The sequence below is a fragment of the Polaromonas sp. genome (assembly GCF_012927485.1).
In the GTDB taxonomy this organism is placed as follows: domain Bacteria; phylum Pseudomonadota; class Gammaproteobacteria; order Burkholderiales; family Burkholderiaceae_C; genus Polaromonas.
On record NZ_JABBPC010000013.1, the window covers coordinates 58,802 to 78,052 of the forward strand.

Annotated in this window: 20 protein-coding genes; 7 read left to right on the plus strand and 13 right to left on the minus strand. The window is 56.0% G+C overall.

Translation table 11 applies throughout. The features are described 5' to 3' along the window. Positions 1-610: 610 nt before the first annotated feature. From HHJ16_RS06280 to HHJ16_RS06295, 4 genes are all read right to left on the minus strand, one after another. Positions 611-883, minus strand: a complete 273-nt coding sequence (locus tag HHJ16_RS06280) for a hypothetical protein (protein ID WP_293641643.1) — start codon at positions 881-883, stop codon at positions 611-613. Between the two features lie 110 nt (positions 884-993). Beyond that, on the minus strand, positions 994-1,449 hold the full coding sequence (locus HHJ16_RS06285) for a DUF2721 domain-containing protein (protein ID WP_293641644.1): 456 nt from the start codon (positions 1,447-1,449) through the stop codon (positions 994-996). A 248-nt stretch (positions 1,450-1,697) separates the two neighbouring features. Next, entirely contained in the window at positions 1,698-2,957 is a 1,260-nt protein-coding gene (locus tag HHJ16_RS06290) for an Hsp70 family protein (RefSeq protein ID WP_293641645.1), read from the minus strand. Then, positions 2,954-3,448: a hypothetical protein gene (locus tag HHJ16_RS06295; protein WP_293641814.1), complete on the minus strand. Its 495-nt coding sequence runs from the start codon at positions 3,446-3,448 to the stop codon at positions 2,954-2,956. The genes HHJ16_RS06290 and HHJ16_RS06295 overlap by 4 nt, the downstream gene beginning before the upstream one ends. 281 nt (positions 3,449-3,729) lie before the next feature. Between HHJ16_RS06295 and HHJ16_RS06300 the strand changes: the two genes are divergently transcribed. Together HHJ16_RS06300 and HHJ16_RS06305 are read left to right on the plus strand one after the other, a co-directional pair. Then, positions 3,730-4,524 (plus strand): NfeD family protein, encoded by a 795-nt coding sequence (locus HHJ16_RS06300; RefSeq protein WP_293641646.1) that lies wholly within the window; start codon positions 3,730-3,732, stop codon positions 4,522-4,524. Then, on the plus strand, positions 4,521-5,309 hold the full coding sequence (locus HHJ16_RS06305) for a slipin family protein (RefSeq protein WP_293641647.1): 789 nt from the start codon (positions 4,521-4,523) through the stop codon (positions 5,307-5,309). The genes HHJ16_RS06300 and HHJ16_RS06305 overlap by 4 nt, the downstream gene beginning before the upstream one ends. Positions 5,310-5,369: 60 nt before the next feature. Here HHJ16_RS06305 and HHJ16_RS06310 read toward each other — a convergent pair whose 3' ends face one another. From HHJ16_RS06310 to HHJ16_RS06325, 4 genes are read right to left on the minus strand one after another with little or no spacing between them, the layout of a single operon-like run. Beyond that, positions 5,370-5,672, minus strand: coding sequence for a hypothetical protein (locus HHJ16_RS06310; RefSeq protein ID WP_293641648.1), 303 nt, complete (start codon positions 5,670-5,672; stop codon positions 5,370-5,372). Next, entirely contained in the window at positions 5,669-6,361 is a 693-nt protein-coding gene (locus HHJ16_RS06315; protein WP_293641650.1) for a hypothetical protein, read from the minus strand. Before HHJ16_RS06315 ends, HHJ16_RS06310 begins: the two co-directional genes overlap by 4 nt. Positions 6,362-6,369: 8 nt before the next feature. Next, positions 6,370-7,413 (minus strand): MlaD family protein, encoded by a 1,044-nt coding sequence (locus tag HHJ16_RS06320; RefSeq protein ID WP_293641652.1) that lies wholly within the window; start codon positions 7,411-7,413, stop codon positions 6,370-6,372. Between the two features lie 19 nt (positions 7,414-7,432). Next, positions 7,433-8,233 (minus strand): ABC transporter permease, encoded by an 801-nt coding sequence (locus tag HHJ16_RS06325; RefSeq protein WP_293641654.1) that lies wholly within the window; start codon positions 8,231-8,233, stop codon positions 7,433-7,435. Between the two features lie 101 nt (positions 8,234-8,334). On the opposite strand from HHJ16_RS06325, the gene HHJ16_RS06330 reads away from it, so the two are divergent. Both HHJ16_RS06330 and HHJ16_RS06335 read left to right on the plus strand, forming a co-directional pair. Then, positions 8,335-8,994: a LysE family transporter gene (locus tag HHJ16_RS06330; RefSeq protein WP_293641655.1), complete on the plus strand. Its 660-nt coding sequence runs from the start codon at positions 8,335-8,337 to the stop codon at positions 8,992-8,994. A 360-nt stretch (positions 8,995-9,354) separates the two neighbouring features. Next, positions 9,355-9,939, plus strand: coding sequence for a C40 family peptidase (locus HHJ16_RS06335; RefSeq protein ID WP_293641656.1), 585 nt, complete (start codon positions 9,355-9,357; stop codon positions 9,937-9,939). A gap of 116 nt (positions 9,940-10,055) precedes the next feature. On the opposite strand, the gene HHJ16_RS06340 is transcribed toward HHJ16_RS06335, so the two are convergent. Both HHJ16_RS06340 and HHJ16_RS06345 read right to left on the minus strand, forming a co-directional pair. Beyond that, positions 10,056-10,454, minus strand: a complete 399-nt coding sequence (locus HHJ16_RS06340; protein ID WP_293641657.1) for a TraR/DksA C4-type zinc finger protein — start codon at positions 10,452-10,454, stop codon at positions 10,056-10,058. After that, the gene (locus tag HHJ16_RS06345) at positions 10,447-12,111 is read right to left on the minus strand and encodes a bifunctional aminoglycoside phosphotransferase/ATP-binding protein (protein WP_293641659.1); all 1,665 of its coding nucleotides are present in this window, start codon (positions 12,109-12,111) and stop codon (positions 10,447-10,449) included. Before HHJ16_RS06345 ends, HHJ16_RS06340 begins: the two co-directional genes overlap by 8 nt. Positions 12,112-12,289: 178 nt before the next feature. Here HHJ16_RS06345 and HHJ16_RS06350 point away from each other — a divergent pair, with 178 nt between their 5' ends. Beyond that, entirely contained in the window at positions 12,290-13,345 is a 1,056-nt protein-coding gene (locus HHJ16_RS06350; protein WP_293641661.1) for a hypothetical protein, read from the plus strand. 592 nt (positions 13,346-13,937) lie between these two features. Here HHJ16_RS06350 and HHJ16_RS06355 read toward each other — a convergent pair. After that, positions 13,938-14,396, minus strand: coding sequence for a response regulator (locus HHJ16_RS06355; protein WP_293641663.1), 459 nt, complete (start codon positions 14,394-14,396; stop codon positions 13,938-13,940). A gap of 311 nt (positions 14,397-14,707) precedes the next feature. Between HHJ16_RS06355 and HHJ16_RS06360 the strand changes: the two genes are divergently transcribed. Beyond that, entirely contained in the window at positions 14,708-14,965 is a 258-nt protein-coding gene (locus HHJ16_RS06360; RefSeq protein ID WP_293641665.1) for a hypothetical protein, read from the plus strand. 128 nt (positions 14,966-15,093) lie between these two features. Beyond that, entirely contained in the window at positions 15,094-17,241 is a 2,148-nt protein-coding gene (locus HHJ16_RS06365) for a catalase (RefSeq protein WP_293641815.1), read from the plus strand. Positions 17,242-17,426: 185 nt separating this feature from the next. Here the strand turns inward: HHJ16_RS06365 and HHJ16_RS06370 are convergent, their stop codons facing one another. Beyond that, positions 17,427-18,365: an adenylate/guanylate cyclase domain-containing protein gene (locus HHJ16_RS06370; protein ID WP_293641666.1), complete on the minus strand. Its 939-nt coding sequence runs from the start codon at positions 18,363-18,365 to the stop codon at positions 17,427-17,429. A 242-nt stretch (positions 18,366-18,607) separates the two neighbouring features. Then, on the minus strand, positions 18,608-19,102 hold the full coding sequence (locus HHJ16_RS06375; protein ID WP_293641817.1) for a DUF4372 domain-containing protein: 495 nt from the start codon (positions 19,100-19,102) through the stop codon (positions 18,608-18,610). Positions 19,103-19,251: the final 149 nt, after the last annotated feature.

A 19,251-nucleotide genomic window follows, 5' to 3' on the forward strand; every position in this document is an offset into this window, starting at 1 on the left:
CCAACACCCTGATGGCGTGGCACCACTGGCAAACTAGCCAACACGAAATCCTGCTTGTGTAAACCTCTCTCAAACAGGAGTTCATCATGGGAAATATAAGATTCTTGCATTCACCGATGCTGTCAGTTTTGCGCGGGCCAGTGCAGGCTGTCGCAGCGTGGTTTGTAACCACACAAAAAGCTTCAGGCCAACCGGCCATGCCGGTGGGTGTCCAGCGAGCGACCAGTCAATTGGAACTACCCTTTGCATCTAACAACACTGTCGTGCGGCGCCGTCACGCCCTCGTCAATACGACTGCAACCAAATTCAGCAAAACGGCTCTGGAAGTTCCTGCTCGCAGTCGCCTGAGAGTTGTTCGACAGTTTGACTCAGCTGTCAGCTCAGCCTGCGCCGGTCGCATGGTCATCTCGGGTCGGATGACCGATGTCTGTGCAGAACTCGATCGCTTGGTGCAACGCGAATCTGGAGTGAATTGAAGTCACCCCGAAAAATCAACCTGTCCAGGCTTGTTTATTCAGTCCTGAGCCGAACAACACTAAAAAATGGCGCACTCAAACCCAAGCGCAACGCAGCGCTAATTTATTAAATGGTTTGTACCGGGCCTTCAAGCTTAACAAGCGGGGCGCAAACAGGCCGTGATTTCTTTGCGTCGCTCTCCTCGGGGTTGGGCGTAGGTGACACGATAGATGGTTTCAGGCAAAGCGCGTTGGGCGAACTCACCCGGGTGCCGTTTAGCCAAGTGAGCTGCAATTTGCCGGGATGAGCAGCGCTTGCGAACAAGTTCAGTCATGGATTCAAACAGGGATGCCGACAATCGGCTTGGGTGGCTGCCTACCGTGGCGGTGTTGCGGCTCAGCACGCGACCTGTGGCTCGTAGACTCAACTCCTGCTCCAAGCGCTAATTTCATGGGCACACCTTAGAGAAATTTTGCAGGTGTGTTGGACTTCAGCTTTGAGGCCGCCATTCCGGTTTTTATTCGGGTGCTAAACACCCTACCGGACAGGTAATTCCGCAAACTTTAGCAAGCGCGTGGACATCAGGGTTTCGGCTAGAAAACACACCAGCGCAAACAGAAAGCAGACCACACCCGACAGGAAGCACACCGTGGCGATTCTGAAAATGGGCAACTCAGTGGTCTCGCCCAGAAACAGAAGAATAATGGTGGTACCGATTAAAATCGCGCAGAAGGTCAGCAGCGCAATGCAAATGTTGACCAGCCAGCCGCGGTGCCTCAGGCGCAGTAACTCCGCATACATTTTGATGGCGGGAGACTCGGCAACATCCCCTGCCTCCAGCCGGTTTTCAAGAAAGCGCGCTCGGTCAATGATCCGGGCCAGCCGACCAGCCACGGCGCCAATCATTCCAGATACCGCAGTCAGAAAAAACACCGGCGCAACGGCCAGCTGTATACCGTGGGTGACCGCCGCAAGGTCAGGCGCAAAGTTCATCCGGGACTCCAACCGCATAAAGTTAATGACGCTTGTATTCTGTCATGCGAAAGCCCATTTTGTGCCTGCAATCGGCAACCAGAATCTGCAACTAGAGCCGCCGTGCCGTCGCCACTTATCCCGGGCTCTTGCGGCTATCGGCCTCCAGCAAACACTTCACGCACATTTACAACGGCGATGCCGAGTCATCGCAATTGACATCAACAATCAGCGCGTTGGCGATGTAACGCCTTTCCGCCACGCGGGGACTAGGCAAACTTGCGCAGCGCATCCAGCGCCAAGCCAGTGCCGATGCTGCCAAACAGATCGCCTTCAACGCTACGAGACTGTGCCAGCAGCGACGAGATGCGTTCGCGTAACAGTGGTACGCCGCTTGAGCCCCCGGTAAAAAACACTGTGTCGACATCATCCGGCTTGACCCCTGCGTCTCGCAGCAGCGTAATAACCGTGCGTTCAACTTTATCCACCAGATCACTGATTGCGCCATCAAAATCCGGTCGATGTAACGTTAGCGTTTCGCCCGGCGCAATACGGCTCAGATCCATTATGGTGGCGGGCGCGTCTGACAATGCAATCTTGGCCGCCTCAACCTGCATCGCGAGCCAGTGGCCCGCCCGCTCCCGAACCAGATTTTGCAAACGCTCGAACTTGTCTTTCTCAAGCGCACCGCGCTGGATCTCGCTAATTTGGGCCCACGACTTTTTGGTGTAAGCCAGGTTGATGGTGTGCCAGGTCGCCAGATTGAAATAATGGCTCGACGGGACCTCAAGACCGTTTTGAAGACGGCTACCGAGGCCGAGCGTTGGCATCACGCTGGCCATGCTCAGGTATTTATCGAAGTCAGTGCCGCCTATGTGCACGCCGCCGCTGGCCAGAATGTCCTCTCGTCGATCTGCACGGCGCCTGCGTTCAGGCCCGACGCGGATCAGCGTGAAGTCCGAAGTACCACCTCCGATGTCAACTACCAGCACCAACTCTTCACGCGAGACATGCGATTCATAGTCAAAAGCGGCCGCGATCGGTTCATACTGAAAAGCAATGTCACGCAGGCCAGCCTTGCGAGCGATGTCTGCAAGCGTGCGTTCGGCACGTTGATCGGCTTGGGCATCGTCATCGACAAAAAATACTGGTCGGCCCAATACAGCAGAGGTGAATTCGCGCGCCGCCGCACACTCGGCCCGGCGCTTAAGCTCGCCGACAAACTGTGCCAACAATTCGCGAAACGGCAGAGCCCGACCACTGACCTCCGTGTGGTCATCAATCATGGAGGTGCCCAGGAGGCTTTTGAGGGAACGCATCAAACGCCCCTCATGCCCGGCCAAGTAGTCTGCCAAGGCGGCGCGGCCATAAGTAACGTGAGCATCTTCCGCATGAAAAAAGACAACAGAAGGCAGGGTCAACTTGCCGTCTTCAAGCGGTAACAAGGCACTTTGCCCAGGACGAATCCAACCTGCTGTGGAGTTGGACGTCCCAAAGTCAATCCCGCATGCGGTAGCCAAGGCGCTCATCGATCAAGAGGCTTGTAAAAGTCGTTCTCGGCCCATTCCACCGCGCTCGCACGATTGAGCTTGAAAGACGGCGGGACACGCACCTGAGCGAGGGCGTTGCCCCCTTCATCGTGTGCCGTCAGCAGGGCGTGAGGGTTCTCGTCGTCCGGGACGATGTCCAGCGATACGCTGACCCTGCCGCCATTTGCGGTCACCGTGATGCGCTGGTGCAGTGTCGCGTGCAGTTGCTGCTCGTGCCTGCGGACAAATTCCGAGGCCGTTTTAACCAGGGTGCTGAACGCATTCCCATCCAGTGGTTTTGGATTCTTTTTATCGCGTCCCATGGTCCATGGGCCGACTAGCGCGGGCTCAGGTTCGCCGTCTTTGATCATCGCCACGGCCCAGCCGTCATCGTCTTCATTTTTAAGCACTTGCGCAGTCCACCCGTCTCCACGCCAAACACGCGGTTGCTGGGGTTTAAGGGAGGGCTCGGGCGGGGATTCGGCAGCCAGGTCGGGCGAAGGGATGCGGGGGTCGGTCAATGCTCAATTACTCAGGTCAAAGATCGCGCTCAAAAGAAGCGCTTATCGGCAAACTAAAAGATGGTGCTGCAGGTCGGAGCGAGATTTTACTGTCCGTTGCAGGCTCTTCGCAAAAGCTTACACTTAAGGTTCAGGTCGAATCCCTGATCCGTGGCGCGGAATAGCGCCTTGCTCACCTTGACGATTCTCAGTTGGCGCATAGTTATGTTTTGGGTACCCAAACGGAATCCATGGCGATTCGAGAGGCCTCAATGCCATCAGTTCGCAAGTTCTTTCAGAATCAGACAATATTAGCCGCCCATCGGGGCAAGCGCGCTGCTTTTTTGTTTTTTGTGCTTGTAACAGCACTGCTGTTTGCCCTGGCAGTGCCTGCACTTAGCGCCGGTGTCTATGAGGCTGGTCAACCCGACTGGCAGCGCACGCTTTTATCCGTGCTCGCCAATCCGAGCGTTGCATTAGTCCTGGTAGTGATTGGTATCTACGCCCTGATTTTCGAACTTTCGTCGCCGAGCTTCGGCCTAGCGGGTGCGACCGGTGCGATCTGCCTGTTGATGGCCTGGTTTGCGCTGCAGCTCTTACCCGTGAACTACGCTGGGCTGGCGCTGATTTTTCTCGGCATGGCTCTGCTCGTGGCGGAGTTGCTATCACCAAGCTTCGGCGCATTGGGCGCTGGCGGAGTAATCGCTTTCATCGCCGGAGGCCTCGTGTTGTTCGACCGGAACGCGGCAGGGTTCGGTGTACCCGTGGCCCTCGTCTTGGCGCTGGCCGTCACTTCGGCGGCGGTGATTTTGCTCGGTGGCGGTATGGCCCTGAAGGCGCGCAGCCGACCAGCGATCAGCGGAGGCGAAGGCCTGCCGGGCGCCTCCGGCGAAGTGCTGGAGGTCAGTGAAGACGAAATTTGGGCGCAAGTTCAAGGTGAACGCTGGCGTGTCACCAGCCAAGAACCACTGGCGGCCGGCCAGCGCATCCGCGTGCTCAGTTTGCAAGGGCTGACGCTTCAAGTGAAAATTGACACCCACCCCATCATTGAAGGAGTTCCGTCATGAGCGCCAGTTTCAACCTCAGCCTGGGAAGTGTGCTGATCCCGCTGCTGATTGTGTTCATTGTGCTGGCGTCCAGCGCAGTCCGCGTTCTGCGAGAGTATGAGCGTGCGGTGGTGTTCCAACTCGGGCGCTTCTGGAAAGTCAAGGGCCCGGGGCTGGTGATACTCATTCCTGCGCTGCAGAAGATGGTGCGGGTTGACCTTCGCGTCGTGACAATGGACGTGGCGCCGCAAGATGTGATCTCCCGCGACAACGTCTCGGTAAAAGTCAGCGCTGTGATTTTCTTTCGCGTCATTGACCCCCAGAAAGCCATTATTCAAGTGGAGAATTTCCTGATGGCCACCAGCCAGCTGGCTCAAACCACCTTGCGTGTGGTGCTTGGCAAACATGAGCTCGATGAAATGCTGGCTGAACGCGAGAGACTTAATGTCGACATCCAGCGCATCCTTGACGCGCAGACCGACGGCTGGGGAATCAAGGTCACCAATGTCGAGATCAAGGACATTGACCTGAATGAATCGATGGTGCGCGCCATCGCCCGCCAAGCCGAAGCTGAACGTGAACGTCGTGCCAAGGTGATTCACGCCGAGGGCGAAAAGCAGGACGCCGGAGCACTCCTTGAAGCGGCACAGATGCTGGCGCAGCAACCTGAAGCGATGCAGCTGCGCTATTTGCAAACGATGACCCAGGTCGCTGGCGATCGCGCGTCGACCATTGTGTTTCCGTTGCCGATGGATCTTTTGGGCTCGCTGTTGTCAAAGAATCGACCGGCCTCCAAAAGCGACTGAATTTTCAGACGTTTTGTCGCTCATGCGTTTCCCCGGCGCGAGCGCCCGTCTTTTTTGCATTCATCCATCAATCACAAACTGCGCTTCACCCATATACCGGTTGGGCCCTAACGCTGCGGCGGTAGCCGCTAACTCCGCCGCCTGCCATTGGCTGAAGATTTCCAACTCGCTTGGCGAGAGGGTTTCATCCGCAGGCGTCTCCCCGTGGTTCGCCACAATCTTCAGATACGCCGCATAAACGGGGGCCACCAGACTTGCATCGCCAAGAGTGGCCTCGAGCGCGTCTTTAAAGCGGCGCTCGGCTGCCTGCAGCTCCTGCGGGGAAACGTCTTCAAATGCATACAGCCTGAGGGTGTAACTCACTTGTTTTCTTTCGCACTCTCTTTTACTGACGAGATGCCGCCTTCTGTCAGCGCGATGCGCCGATGCAGCCTGGCGGCCGCTTCCATATCACCGCCCTGCTCCGCACGCTGGGCCTGCAAATTCAGCCAGGCCAGCAGGGGGCGGCGCCAGCCTTGAGCGGAAGCGGTATCAATGGCCTGCCCGATAACACTGGGGCTGGCCTTGCCGGTTTTCAGCATCACGCCAGCGGCGACCAATTGCGACAGTGGCGCTGCGATGCCCGGGATGGCAGTGGTATTTCCTGCGGCGGCCGCGCGCTGTGGAGCCGGCAGCAACGCAATGCTTTGCGGCTGTATGTTGCCCGCCAGGTAATCGGCGTAAGCGCGCTGGGCTTCTGGGGCGTCCTGGCGCAGCTTTTCAAAACCTGTGCAGGGTTCAAACACCGCGCTCGCTACGCGAGTGGCGCAATGCAGTAGTTCCGCCGTGCCAAGCAAGTCCGCTCGGCCGGTCCGCGAGAGTTGGGCGCGCGCGCGTTCCAGTTCGGCCGTCTCCACGCGGCGGTCGCCTTCCATATAGGCCGCCACCGAACGCTCCATGGAACCTTTGGCCTCCAATTGCCAGTCCGGCGGCTTGGGGCCGCTGGTACAGCCGGAAAACAATAAGCCGCCCGCGAGCGAAATAGAAAATTTCAGGATCATCGTGGTGTGCATGGGGGCCTTTACGGCAGTTTTATCTCCGCATCGCGGGCAAAAGGCCATTTGCGGTTGATCTCGTTGACCAGGCTTTCGATTTTGCGCAGGTTGGCATCCACATCAGCACGCAAGGCACCCAGATCGGCGGTGGCGTCTTTGGCGTTGGAGCTGACCGCCTGGGCATCTTTCAGCACGATATCCACTTTTTTTAGACTGGCGCGCGCTTCTCCGAGCAGCGTGTTGAGCTGAACAACCGTGGCACGGGTTTCCGGCATGACCCCCTTCTCGCCAAACACCTGGGTGTCGGTTTTGGCGGCCAGACCGTCTAGCTTGGACAGCAGCGCGTTGGTTCGATCAAGCGTCGCAACCAACTTTTTCGCCTCTTGCTCGCTGCCAAGTAACACTGTGAGCGCGCCGCCAGGGCCATTGAGCCGCCCCGTTAATGTCTGCAGGTTAGTCAGGCTGGTGCCCACCGAACCGCCGCTACTGGTTAAGGCACTGAGGTTGTCGATGAGGTCCTTGGCTGCGGAAATCACTTTGGGAATTTCTGCACTGGCATCGCCTTGCAGCACAGTGCGTACAGCACCGTCAGGCAGGGCGGGGTCCTTGAGGATGCCGGTGTAAGCACGGATGTTGGTGCTGCCCACAATGCCGCGTACCAGCGTAAATACGCTGCTGGTGCGCAACCAGTGGGCGTCCTTGGTTCCTACGTCAACCAAAATCCGGGCCTTGCCGTCTTCAGCCAATTCGATACGCCGGACACGGCCAATTGGAAAGCCGGCAAACGTGAGGTCCATGCCAACGACGACGCCTTCGGAGTCTTCCGCCATCAGCACCAGCCGTTGGGTAGTTTCAAACGCGCCCCGGGCGTACAACACATACAGCACTGAGCCGCACACCAGCAGCAGCATGAAAAGCATCAAGAGTCTGGCCTTCAATTCCAGATTGGCTACCTGCTTCGGTGAGGAAGCAGTTGCGCCCACTCGTTGCAGCGGATCCGCTGGGTCTTGGCCGGCTTGGTCGACCGGCACAGCGGACCGCGGATGTTGAGGGTCGGGAGGTGAACTCATGAGTAGGCCGTTTCCAGGATCAATAGTAGTTGCCGACCAACGAGGCCACTTCAATCAGCAAAATTAGGGCAAACATGCGGACCAGTCCGCGCATTTCGGCGCTAGTCCGCACACTGCCACCACGCATGCCATATAAAGCCGAGGCCATCGGGATCAGAGACACTGTAAGGGAAAAGAAGAGCGTCTTGAGAACGAAAATCAGCGTGACTGCAGGACTAAAAACCTGGCCAAAAAGGCGTGTGTAGGCTGTGATGCCAGACAGGATAAACCCATACCCCGCCACATACGCCACCACCAATGCCACCACGCTGCTCAGCGCCGCCAGCGTAATACTGGAAAACAGGCCAGCCACCACGCGCGGTAATACCTCGTGCAGCACCGGATCCAGCCCCACTCGGCGCATTTCGTCGAGCTGCCCGCTAGACTGCATCGCTGTCAGCTCGGCGCCATCCGGAATGGTGCAGCGCAGCGCCACAAACAGTGCCGCAGTCAGAGGAATCAGTTCCAGCACGAGCACGCGAATAACGACCTGCAGTCCATACTGGGACAGGCCATAACTCAGCGCAGTCACCAGCACAATGCGCGTGAGCACCACCGTTACCAGTGCGCACAAGACGGTAAACCACAAAATAATCGGAGCGGTATTCAGGTAGATGTGCCGGGCCATCACTTCGCGGCTTTCGCGGCTGTAACTCGACGGTGAGAGCGTTAGAACCAAAATCAGTGCCCCAAGGTGCACCAGACGCCACCACTCAATAAGCCAGTGCTGTCCAACCTGTCCTGTTTCCGTTAGCCGACTCTGCAAGGTAGCCTTCGTCATTCCCCGATGATACCGGTGGACGACCCGATGCTTGTAGGATGGGCACCTCAGCGCCTTTACTGAGCTTTGTTTTTTACCTGCTCACCAGAACCCAGATACTTATGGACCTTCACACGTGGACCGCTTACTTTGTCGCCTCTGTTCTGATTGCGATCTCCCCCGGGTCGGGGGCCGTTCTGGCGATGAGCCATGGGCTTAGTTATGGCGTGAGGCGGACACAGGCCACTATTGCCGGGCTGCAAGCCGGTTTGGTGATAATTCTCCTTGTAGCAGGCGCCGGTGTCGGTTCGCTGTTGGTGGCTTCGGAGCTGGCCTTCACCGTGGTTAAGTCTCTCGGCGCGGTGTACCTGATTTATCTAGGTTGGTCGCAGTGGCGTTCATCCGATGCCCTCATGGCCGATGGAGTAGCTAAGCCAGCTACCGACGTTAACGCGCGGGCTGCAGGCAAACGATTCCTCACGGGCTTTCTTACCAATGTGACCAATCCAAAAGGGATTCTGTTCATGGTGGCGGTGCTTCCGCAATTTCTCAGCCCGAGCCGCTCGCTCTCGTCCCAGTTGCTGGTTATGGCACTGACCACCGTGGCGGTAGACGTCGTGGTGATGCACGGCTATGCATTTGCAGCCAGCCGCTTGCAAACGCTGCTCAAGAATGCACACGCCATTAAAATACAAAATCGCCTGTTTGGCGGCCTGCTCATGGCGGTGGGCGCGGGCCTGTTTTTTGTCAAACGCGGTCAGCAGACGATGCAGCCGATCTGACGCGGCCTACCAAGACCTCAGGCCACCCGATACGGCCATAGGCGTATCCGTATGCCATTCTGCTGTCGGTAGGGACGCTTGATCGCCTGAACAGGTAGGTCTGGCAAAAGAAGCGGCTCCCCATGGGTTTCTTCACGATTTCAAACTCTGAAATATTTCTACTAGCCAAGGGGCCAGGTCGCCGGTCAGCGTTGCTGCGGGGGTCAACCCGACCCGCTCTTCACAGATGCGAACCGCCCATCGCGACACACACGAAGTTATCGAATCCGTATGAAGTCGTTACAAATCAATGGGTTAAAGACGGTATTGAAAAAGGTTTGAGGTTGACGTAGGACTAATCCTTCAAGTATGCTTGGCGCCATGCGAATGATTACCCCTGTCCTCATCATTGCCTCTACGGCGCTATTGGCATTCGGAGCTCATGCAGCGCCTGGCAATTCAGGCGAAGACATGGACAAACTCCTCGCCGAAAAAGGCTTGCTAACGCAAATCGACCACGTCCGCCAAAGTGTCACCAGCAAGGCTTCCGAACTTGTCGTCGACGCGATGGGATTTCTGGGCGTGCCGTATAAACGAGGTGGCAATAATGCAGAAACTGGCTTTGACTGCAGCGGTTTTGTTCGCTCCATGTATGAACAAAGCGTAGGGCTGTTACTACCACGCAAGGCCGAGCAACAGGCAGCCGCGACCCAACAGATAGAAAAGACCGAGTTGCAGCCGGGCGACCTGGTTTTCTTCAACACCATGAGGCGCGCGTTTAGTCATGTCGGTATTTATATCGGGGATGGCAAGTTCATTCACTCCCCCAAACCCGGTGCCGAAGTGCGCGTTGAAAACATGGGCTTAAGCTACTGGCAGCGTCGTTTTGACGGCGCCCGCCGAGTACCTGCGGCACAGACGCCTCCCATTGCCCCCGCTGCGATGGACACCGCCTCCCCGCGCTAACCTACTCTGCTGTATTCAGCGGGAACTACCGCTTTGGATCGTTTTCACAGGTTGGTCTAACCAAGTCGGGAATCATGGATTCCTTAGGCAACCGCGTCAGCTTAGGCCCAACAAGATCAAATCCAGCTGGCCTTTGCCTCCGGAACTCTGCTTGCCTCCCACTGTCTTTGGCATGCCAGGCAGCGGGCGGCGGCAGGTATGGCCTCCAAGCGTGGGAAATCAATCGGCTGCGCACAATTTATGCAGGTGCCGTAACTTCCTTCCGTAAAGCGGGCCAGCGCTGCTTGCACATCTGCAAGTTCGTCATGATCGCGCTGCTCCTCTGCGTCCTGCAAAGTCGTGCGCTCGCGCTTACTCGCCTGATCCTCCAGATCGTTGACATCCGTGGCATCTATGCCCGTGGCTGCGGCGGCAGCCACTGCGGCTTCGCGCGCCGCGATGATGTCGACAAGCAATTCGGTCTGCCTCTCGAGCAACCACGGCTTGAAGATTTCCAAGGTATTTTTTTCAGGCATGTTTATTTCTCCAATGATCGTCATTTTCAGAAGAGGTGCGCTGATTTGCGTCAGAAGGCCTCGCGTCCGGCGTACCGAGTTGGGACTGCCAACTCGCTTCTGCTGGCGAAAACCAGCGCGCGCGTAACGCGACAACATCCACGGGTTCGTCAGTAAAAACTTCCAGCGCCGCGGCACGCTCGTCGCCGTCCAAGGGGTCCTGGGTGGCCATCTGGTATTCGAGCACCGTTGCATTCGCTTCGGAGGCATCGGTGCCGCCAGCATTGCGGTCCGCCAGGCGCTGGCGCAGCTGCGCTTCACTCGCCCGACAATGCAGGATCGCAAACGGCACGCCCAACTCGGCAGCAACGGCCTGGAAAACACGGCGTTCGGCGCGCTGCAGAAACGCGGAATCGACGATTACCGGGTAGCCCGCTTGCAGTGCCGTGCGTGCGCATTCCCTTAGCCGCTCAAAAGTGCGCTGGGTCGCCTCTCGCGTGTAGATGTCCACGGACTGCTCAGCCGACCGCTGCAGCGCGTCAAGACCAAACAGCCGCTTGCGCTCGACATCCGAGCGCAGACGGATGGCGCCGGCCGTCTCCACTAGCCGCCGCGCTAACGTCGATTTTCCTGACCCGGACAGGCCGTGAGTGATCAAAAGGCGGCCTGCACCGCCAGCGGTTTGCACCAGCCGCCGGGCACACCCCAGATAATCTGGGTCGACAGCCGGCGAGGCCGCGCCAACCGATTTCAAACGAACACGGTACACGAGTGCCCGCACCAGGGCCCGGTAAACCTCGTAAAAGCGAAGCACCTGCACGCCAGCGTAGTCGCCGGTGCGCTGGAGGTAGGCATCGAGAAAGCGAAACGCCAAGTCGCTGCGACCATGCGCATTCAGATCCATGGTGAAGAAGGCTACGTCGCTTATCACATCGATCCAGCGTAAATCTGGGCTAAATTCAATGCAGTCGAAGGCGGTGACCTCGTCACCAATCAGCACCGTATTAGCCAGGTGAAGATCGCCGTGGCACTCCCGTACCGCGCCACTGCGGCGGCGCTGCAGCCAAGCCTCCTGTAAAGTCAGCACCTGCTGGTCGACCCATGCTCGCACTGCCACGATGGACGAAGTATCGCAGTCAGCCTGCAGCTGCTTCAGCACTTCGAGCACCGGCTGGACCACTCGCTCAATGCCGCGGGTCGACGAAACAGGCAGCGCAACCGGCGCCTGCCGATGAAAAATAGCGATGCGGTTCGCCAAACGGTCGAGGTACTCTGGCCGCAGGTCTCCTGCCACCAGCTTTTCGCTCAGTAACGCCCCCGGCGCAAAGCGCTGCATACACACCGCGTAATCGATCGGCTCGCCACCACCGCCGATCCGAGGGGCGTTGACTGTGCCGCATATCGGCACCACGCCCAAGTACTGCAACGGGGCTAAACGACGATTGAGGCGTACCTCCTCTTCGCAAAAATGCTTGCGCAACGCCAGCGTACTGAAGTCAACGAACGGCAGGTGAACCGGTTTCTTTAACTTGTACGCTAATTGCCCGGACAGCAGTATCCAGGAGATGTGCGTCTCCTTCAGCACCACCGGCTTTCCGGTGTCGGCCTGCAAGCGGTCGCGTAGCGCGTAGACCAATATGCGATCCACCGTTTCGGGTAATTTGGTTTCTGAATCCATCACGGCAAGTCTACGCTGGCATAGCTTGGACGCCAACTGGCCCGCGAGCCAGACCCGTCTTGACAAACTGGGTGCCAAGTCCCATAACCCCGTCTTTCACGCAGTATCAGCCGCACAGCGCAACTATTAAGATTCGCGCTTTATCAGCGGTCAGCTAGTCTTGCCGCCCGGCGCTGTAATGCCCGCCACCAATTCCGTACTCTTCCCAAAATACGGTGATGACAGCACGAACTTCTCTGGCAAGGCAAACACCTGTAGGACGGTGGAGCGTGTTGCAAAAACGACTCCCGGGCACTGGCACACTGAGAAAATGCAAAAGGGCCCGATTTTAAAACGCTGCCTTATCGCGGGCGTCGCCTCAACTTTAACTTTGGTTTTGGTCGGGAGCGCAGTTGCGCAACTTGCTGTCACATCAAATAGCGAAAGAAACGCGGCCGCCTTGCTTGAAAAATATGCGGCGCTGGCTCCACAGTTGACGCAGAACCAGTACCGAAGGCCGCTATTTCTGGAGTCCTCGGAAAGCGAAAAAACGGTTGACAGCGACGTCTACGCCGTTTTGGATTCGCCATTTAGCATCGTCAGCATCACATTCAAACGCCCTAACCAGTGGTGTGAAGTGCTAATTTTGCATATTAATACCAAATATTGTCGTGCAAGCTCAGAAGCTAGTCCTAGCAAGCTATTGGTGAGCATTGGTAAAAAATCTGCACAACAGCTGAAAGATGCTTTTTCCCTTGAATTTATATTTCAACTGGCTGCAGCTTCACCGAATTACCTCGCAGTTCAGCTAAATGCCAATAAAGGTCCCTTGGGCACAACTGATTACAGCATTCAACTTCAGGCCGTCCCGATACCCAATGGAAAGACCTTTATTCATTTGCACTACTCTTATGGATATGGACTGACAAGTCGTCTTAGCATGCAGGCCTATCTGGCAACGGTAGGAAGGGGAAAAGTTGGGTTTACGCAAATAAATCAGGAACAAAGGTTAGGCTATGTAAGCGGCATGCGTGGTGCTATCGAGCGCAACACCATGCGTTATTACTTGGCGATAGAAGCCTATTTGGCGTCACTTAACCAACCACCCGAACAACAATTCAACACCCGACTGCAATACTGGTTTAACGCCACCGAGGAGTATTCTTTGCAGCTGCATGAGGTAGGGCGTAATGATTACCTCCTTATGAAAAAAGATGAGTATCAGCGCCAACGAGCCTTACTACCGGCAAACTGATTAACATCGCTGCACGAGAAACGCCCGTAGATGCATAAAAACTTTCGTTATATGTATTGCAAGAACTATACAACCTGGGGTAGAGAAGGGATCATAGGCTCACGAATGGGAAACGTAGGTTCTGACGGCGGCGGCTCGTTAACTTCTGGGGGTATTCCAGTGCCAGGCGGCACGATGATAGGCGGCGATTTAGCCGGCACATCGGTGCCTGGGATACCGGGGATGGGTTGGGGAACAGGGACGTTGACGGGCATTGGAAGCTCCTAATAGCAGGACTCGATAGACATAGAACCTCAAGCGTTTGAGCGCCTATATATTGCTTCCTTTGAAGGCTAGCGTATTAAACAAGAATACTGATACAAAAGGCACTTGACGACTATGGCGAGCAAAGCCGGGTAGCAAGGTTTGATTGTCACATGGCGTCTTGCTTGAGCAAGAAGTGCTTTAGCAGTCGAAGGGAATGCATCTCTTGTGGCGAATTTCCAAGCGCCTTGCGACCCCGCTTGTGCAAATAGGCTCTCTTCGGCTGACTGATGCGTGGTATTCCCAAGGCTTCGTTGAATCTGTGTCGAACAAAATTGTATTTGAAAATTCACTTTTCCTCACCATTGGGCGGAATGAGGAAGGAAATCTTCGGGGGGACTTCGTGCCCCGTCGCCCGGTGAGCGGCGGAAGTCAGTATTTGGCTTTGGCAAACGCAGTAAGCCACCAGTTCGTCAATCTCGGTTGAGTTGTCAAAGACCGCGTCTACACCAAGTTCAGCGCATCGGCATCGCATTTCGCGTGTCGCGTAATCACTGAATAACACCATCTTTTGAAGTGTGCTGCGCCCACGGCAGGCGTTCATAACCCCCAAGCCACTGCCGCTTTTTAAAAACAAATCAACAATAGCTAGATCCCAATGACGACCATTCTGTGTAAGCCAAGCCGCACCCTCTTCTTGATTATTAGCCACGCCCACGGTTTCTACCGATCCAAGTTCTTCCAGCGTACTGATTAGGTTGCCGCGAATGATGGGGTTGTCATCGACAAGGTAGGTTCTTACTTTCATCGCTTTGCCACACTTCGCGATTGCTCAATACATTTGAAATTAATTTGGTAGCTCATTTCGAAAATTTAAATCATGAGGGTGGAGGCTGTTGCCGGAAGTGCCTGCGTCTGGCTGTAGGCGAAAGCGCTATGAGCGCCAAAATCTATTGCTGAAGCCGGCGCTTTATTACGACGGTCGGAGGCGTCTTACGCCAAAAACAGACTGTCCTTACAACCGGCGTCGGCTCCTGGCTATGGGCCCTTCGGTTGCATACATTTATGCTGAACCCAGGGAACGATTAGCTGTGTGACGAGATGACTGGGGAAATCATTATGAAGATCATGAACAGCCTGGTTAAGGATGCAGTTCCAAAAGTACGGAAGGTGGAAAAGGCTTACACCGACCTTGGCATTGCTGTTTTTCTCGCAGCACTGGTCTTGGCGGCAGGTCTATTCGTACTCGCGTTACTTTTTCCAGAGGAACTTGCACAAGCCGTTCAGGAGGTTGCCGCCTGGTTCCTGGCCGGTACAGTTGCAGCGCTAGCCTTGTTGGCAATCGTGAAGGGATTGGAGGGCCTGCTCGACTCCTAAATCACGCCTTCTCACCGGCGCACTGTTTCTTTGCAAGCACATGCCGGGGGAATTTACGCCGGCTTTTTTTGTTCAGCCAAGGAATTTACATGCCGCTATCCAAGCGCAAAAACGCAAACCTCCTCTCCATGGGGGTAGATGACGCGAAACGCAAACAAAGTCAACTCGAGATTTTTACCACCGATACGGCGCATGTGTTGACAACCAACCAAGGCCTGCAGATTCCAGACAATCACAACTCTCTGAAGGCAGGCGTTCGCGGCCCCACCCTGATGGAAGATTTCATCCTCAGGGAAAAAATCACCCATTTCGACCACGAACGCATTCCTGAGCGAGTTGTTCACGCCCGGGGGTCCGGAGCACACGGCTATTTCAAGGTCTACAAACCCATGGTTCAATACACCCACGCTGCCTTTTTGCAAGACCCGGACATTGAAACACCCGTGTTCGTGCGCTTCTCCACGGTAGTTGGGTCCAAAGGCTCCGCTGACACGGTACGTGATGTCAGGGGGTTCGCCGTCAAGTTCTACACCAGTGAAGGCAATTACGACCTGGTTGGCAATAGCATTCCAGTTTTTTTCATCCAGGACGCCATTAAGTTTCCGGACCTGATTCATGCGATCAAACCGGAGCCGCATCACGATATGCCGCAAGCGGCCAGCGCTCACGACACGTTTTGGGATTTTGCCTCATTGATGCCGGAGTCAACGCACATGCTCATGTGGGCGATGTCAGACCGTGCAGTTCCGCGCAGCCTGCGAATGATGGAGGGGTTCGGGGTTCACGCGTTTCGCTTTATCAACGCGCGGGGCGATGTCCACTATGTGAAGTTTCATTGGAAACCCAAACTGGGTGTCCATGGATTGGCGTGGGATGAGGCACAAAAAATCGCTGGGAAGGACCCCGACTTTCATCGGCGCGACTTGTGGGAAGCGATAGAAAGCGGCAATTTTCCTGAATGGGAGTTAGGTGTTCAGATCGTGGAAGCTGGAAAAGAGGACGCGCTGGGCTTTGACATTCTGGATCCTACCAAGCTGATTCCAGAGGAGCAGGTGCCGGTGCAGATCATCGGCAGGCTAGTACTGAATCGCAATCCAGACAATTTTTTTGCTGAAACCGAACAAGTGGCATTTCATCCGGGTCATATCGTGCCGGGCATTGATTTCTCGAACGATCCCTTGCTTCAAGGCCGTCTTTTCTCTTACACCGATACCCAGTTATCGCGCCTGGGCGGAGCCAACTTCCATGAGATACCTATTAACCGGGGTGTTTGCCCCATGCACAATTTTCAGCGGGATGGGCTGCATCGCCAAACCATCAACAAAGGCGCTGTAGCCTATGAACCCAACACGCTGGGAAATGGATTGCAGGGAACAGAGTTTCGAGTCGACGGCGCAGCGCAGGGCTTTCAGTCCTACCCAGAACAACTTCAATCACCAAAAATTCGGTGCCGTAGCCCCTCATTCGACGATCATTTTTCCCAGGCCACACTGTTCTGGAACAGCCAAAGCACTGCTGAAAAGGACCATATCGCCGCGGCGTTCAGATTTGAGCTATCCAAAGTCAACGTTCCTGATATCCGTCAGCGCATGGTCGACAACCTCGCGCACGTGGACCCGAAGTTGGCCACGCGGGTCGCGACGTCACTCGGCATCAACGCCCCAGATCCGAAAGCGGCAGCAGGCCGTCTCGGCTTTCGGGATTACCGAATGGTCAATAAGGTCGACGAAGATCCCGCCTTGCGCATGGTGGGTCGACCTGGTGGCAGCGTAAAAACCCGCAAGGTCGCCATCTTGGTGGCTGATGGGGTTGAGACCGCCACTCTTCGGCGCATCCAGCAAGACTTGGTGGATGCGGGCGCCCTGTGCAAGCTCATTGCACCCCATCTAGGCAGCGTAGGGACCACCACTGGCCGGCAGCTCGCGGTTGACCATACCTTCGCCACCATGCCGTCGGTTATGTTCGACGCGGTCCTGATTCCCGGTGGCAGCGACAGCGCCGCAGCGTTGTGCGGACTCGGCGAAGCCGTCCACTTTGTACTGGAGGCTTATAAACACTGCAAAACCATTTGCGCAGTAAATGACGGCGTGCAGTTGTTAAGCACACTTGGCTTCAGCCTCGGTGAAAATCCGGATCTGATCTCTGTGCCCACGCCGGGGGTCCTCATTACTGACGTGCGCAAGGTGCTGGATGGGATGGTCTCGCAAGACTTTATGACTGCGATCGCCCTGCACCGCCATTGGGACCGGCTCAATATCGACGCGATTCCAGCTTGAACTTCCTCCTGGGACAGGCGCGAGCGGTCGCGCACCGACCCGCTCAAAGACTCAGCGTCAACTGAGCTATAAATTCTGGCCAAATCCCCTGCATGCTTATTCCCATGAAACGGGGCGGACATTCGAGGAATACGGACGTAACTGGCTAGGATTAGTGCGGCTGCGTCAAGCGCCGCTGCGCCTTCTTATACGGGAGGCATTAGCACTACCGCTTGGCTCCGACCGAATTTGAAATTGACCGTCGAACCGGTAAAGTTCTCAAAAGGCGCCCCCAGCGCAATTTCGCATTCTGACGTCAAGACGCATCCCTCCCGACGCAGCCATACGATGGTTGTACTGTCTGAAAATCGTACCCAGGTACCATAGCTGCTGACATCCTCAAGGTAAAACTTACCGGCACGCCACTCGATTCTGGCGTGCTTGCGCGAGACCTGCGGATCCCGCACAACAAATTGCGCGTCTTCGTCGCGACCGAGAAAAATGGGAAGCTGCTCTAAAGTAAACACAGCGTGGAGGTCCAGACAGGACAACTCAATCACCATGGGGGCTACCGCTGAAGAGTCAGAAGACGCTGGCAAACTGGCTTGCACCGTGAAAAAATCCGACTGCACTTCGTTTTGCCATTCAATCTGGTGCACGACGCACGTCCCGCTGCGGCCCCGAATATTCATGGCACCAAGGCAACGAAACCGCACCAAACTATCGGACGACCGTTGACTGATGACGCCCTCAGTGGCCAGGATCTGATCCGGCCCGGACAGGTCACTCAGACGGGACGCAAGATTGACCGCATCGCCAAAATAGTCGCCGTCTTGTTCCACGACCTCGCCACGCGCCATACCTATCTGAAGCCGCATCTTGAGCGGTTCGGGCCAGCGCAAAATGCGCGCGCAGTGAATGCGTTGAAGTTCCGTCACAGCTTTCAGGGCATTGCTGTTTAGAGGAAACACAATTAGCACGCCGTCGCCCAGATACTTCACGACGTGCCCTCCCAGCGATTCGCACACCTCGCCGGTCCAGCGGGTCAGTCGGGTGATGGCCCGGGTTGCCTTGGCGTTGCCCAGAGATTCAAAAATCTCCGTGCTTCTCGTGAGATCAACAAAAACGACGGTAATTACTGCCATGGGTAATGCGATTCGTTGGAGTATCTGAAATTAGCAATATTCCGACGTTTTTCAAAGGGGATTGCGCTGATTGGGCTCAAAATTTGCATTTGAATTTTTTGAAGCGACGTCAGTAATTGGTTCATAGGGATTATTTCAACCCTAGACAAGCGCCGGATTTGCAGAATTTCGTGTAGGCTGTGATTGTCAAGATGCAAGCGCTTCATTGTGACGGCGATCAGGACCTATGTGGATATATCAATTCATATCACCGTCTCGATCGGGCGGATCTTGCCGTCGGTGAAATGAAAGAGGCCGGGAATGGAGCCGCGCAAGTCCAGCTGCACGTGTACCTTGATGGCTGCTTTGGTGGAGCGAACCGGTGCCCATGCGAACAGCGACGGACACGTGTCGATGATGCTGACATCGACCGCGCAGACCGCAGCATCGAACTCGACTACCAATGCCTTGTTGGCATACAAAGGCAGGGACATCCGAATCCAGTGCCGGGTGAAGTCCGCGCAGATCTGCCAAAGACGCGTAACGTTTGTGTCGACCGGCGTATCGCGGGCAATCGGCTGGCCGAGAAACCCCAAGCGGTACACCCGGCGCGATTGCGCACGCAGGTTGACTTCGATGTCGCGCGAGCGCTCTCGGTAGGTCCGTCGGGCAAAGGCCATGGCGAAGATCTGATCCAGGCAGGAGAAGTCCTTGACCTTGGGTTGGCCACGACGGTCGGCCAGGCCGCGGCGAAACATACTCAAGGGCAGTTAGACCATGCGTTACGACGACACAAGTTGACCTTGGTGTAGGGTGGTTTTGGATGGAAATCCACAAAAGATTACCAGTCTGACTCTCAACGTCCAAATCAATCGGCTCGCGCGCGATGAGCGAGCTACCGGTCTTT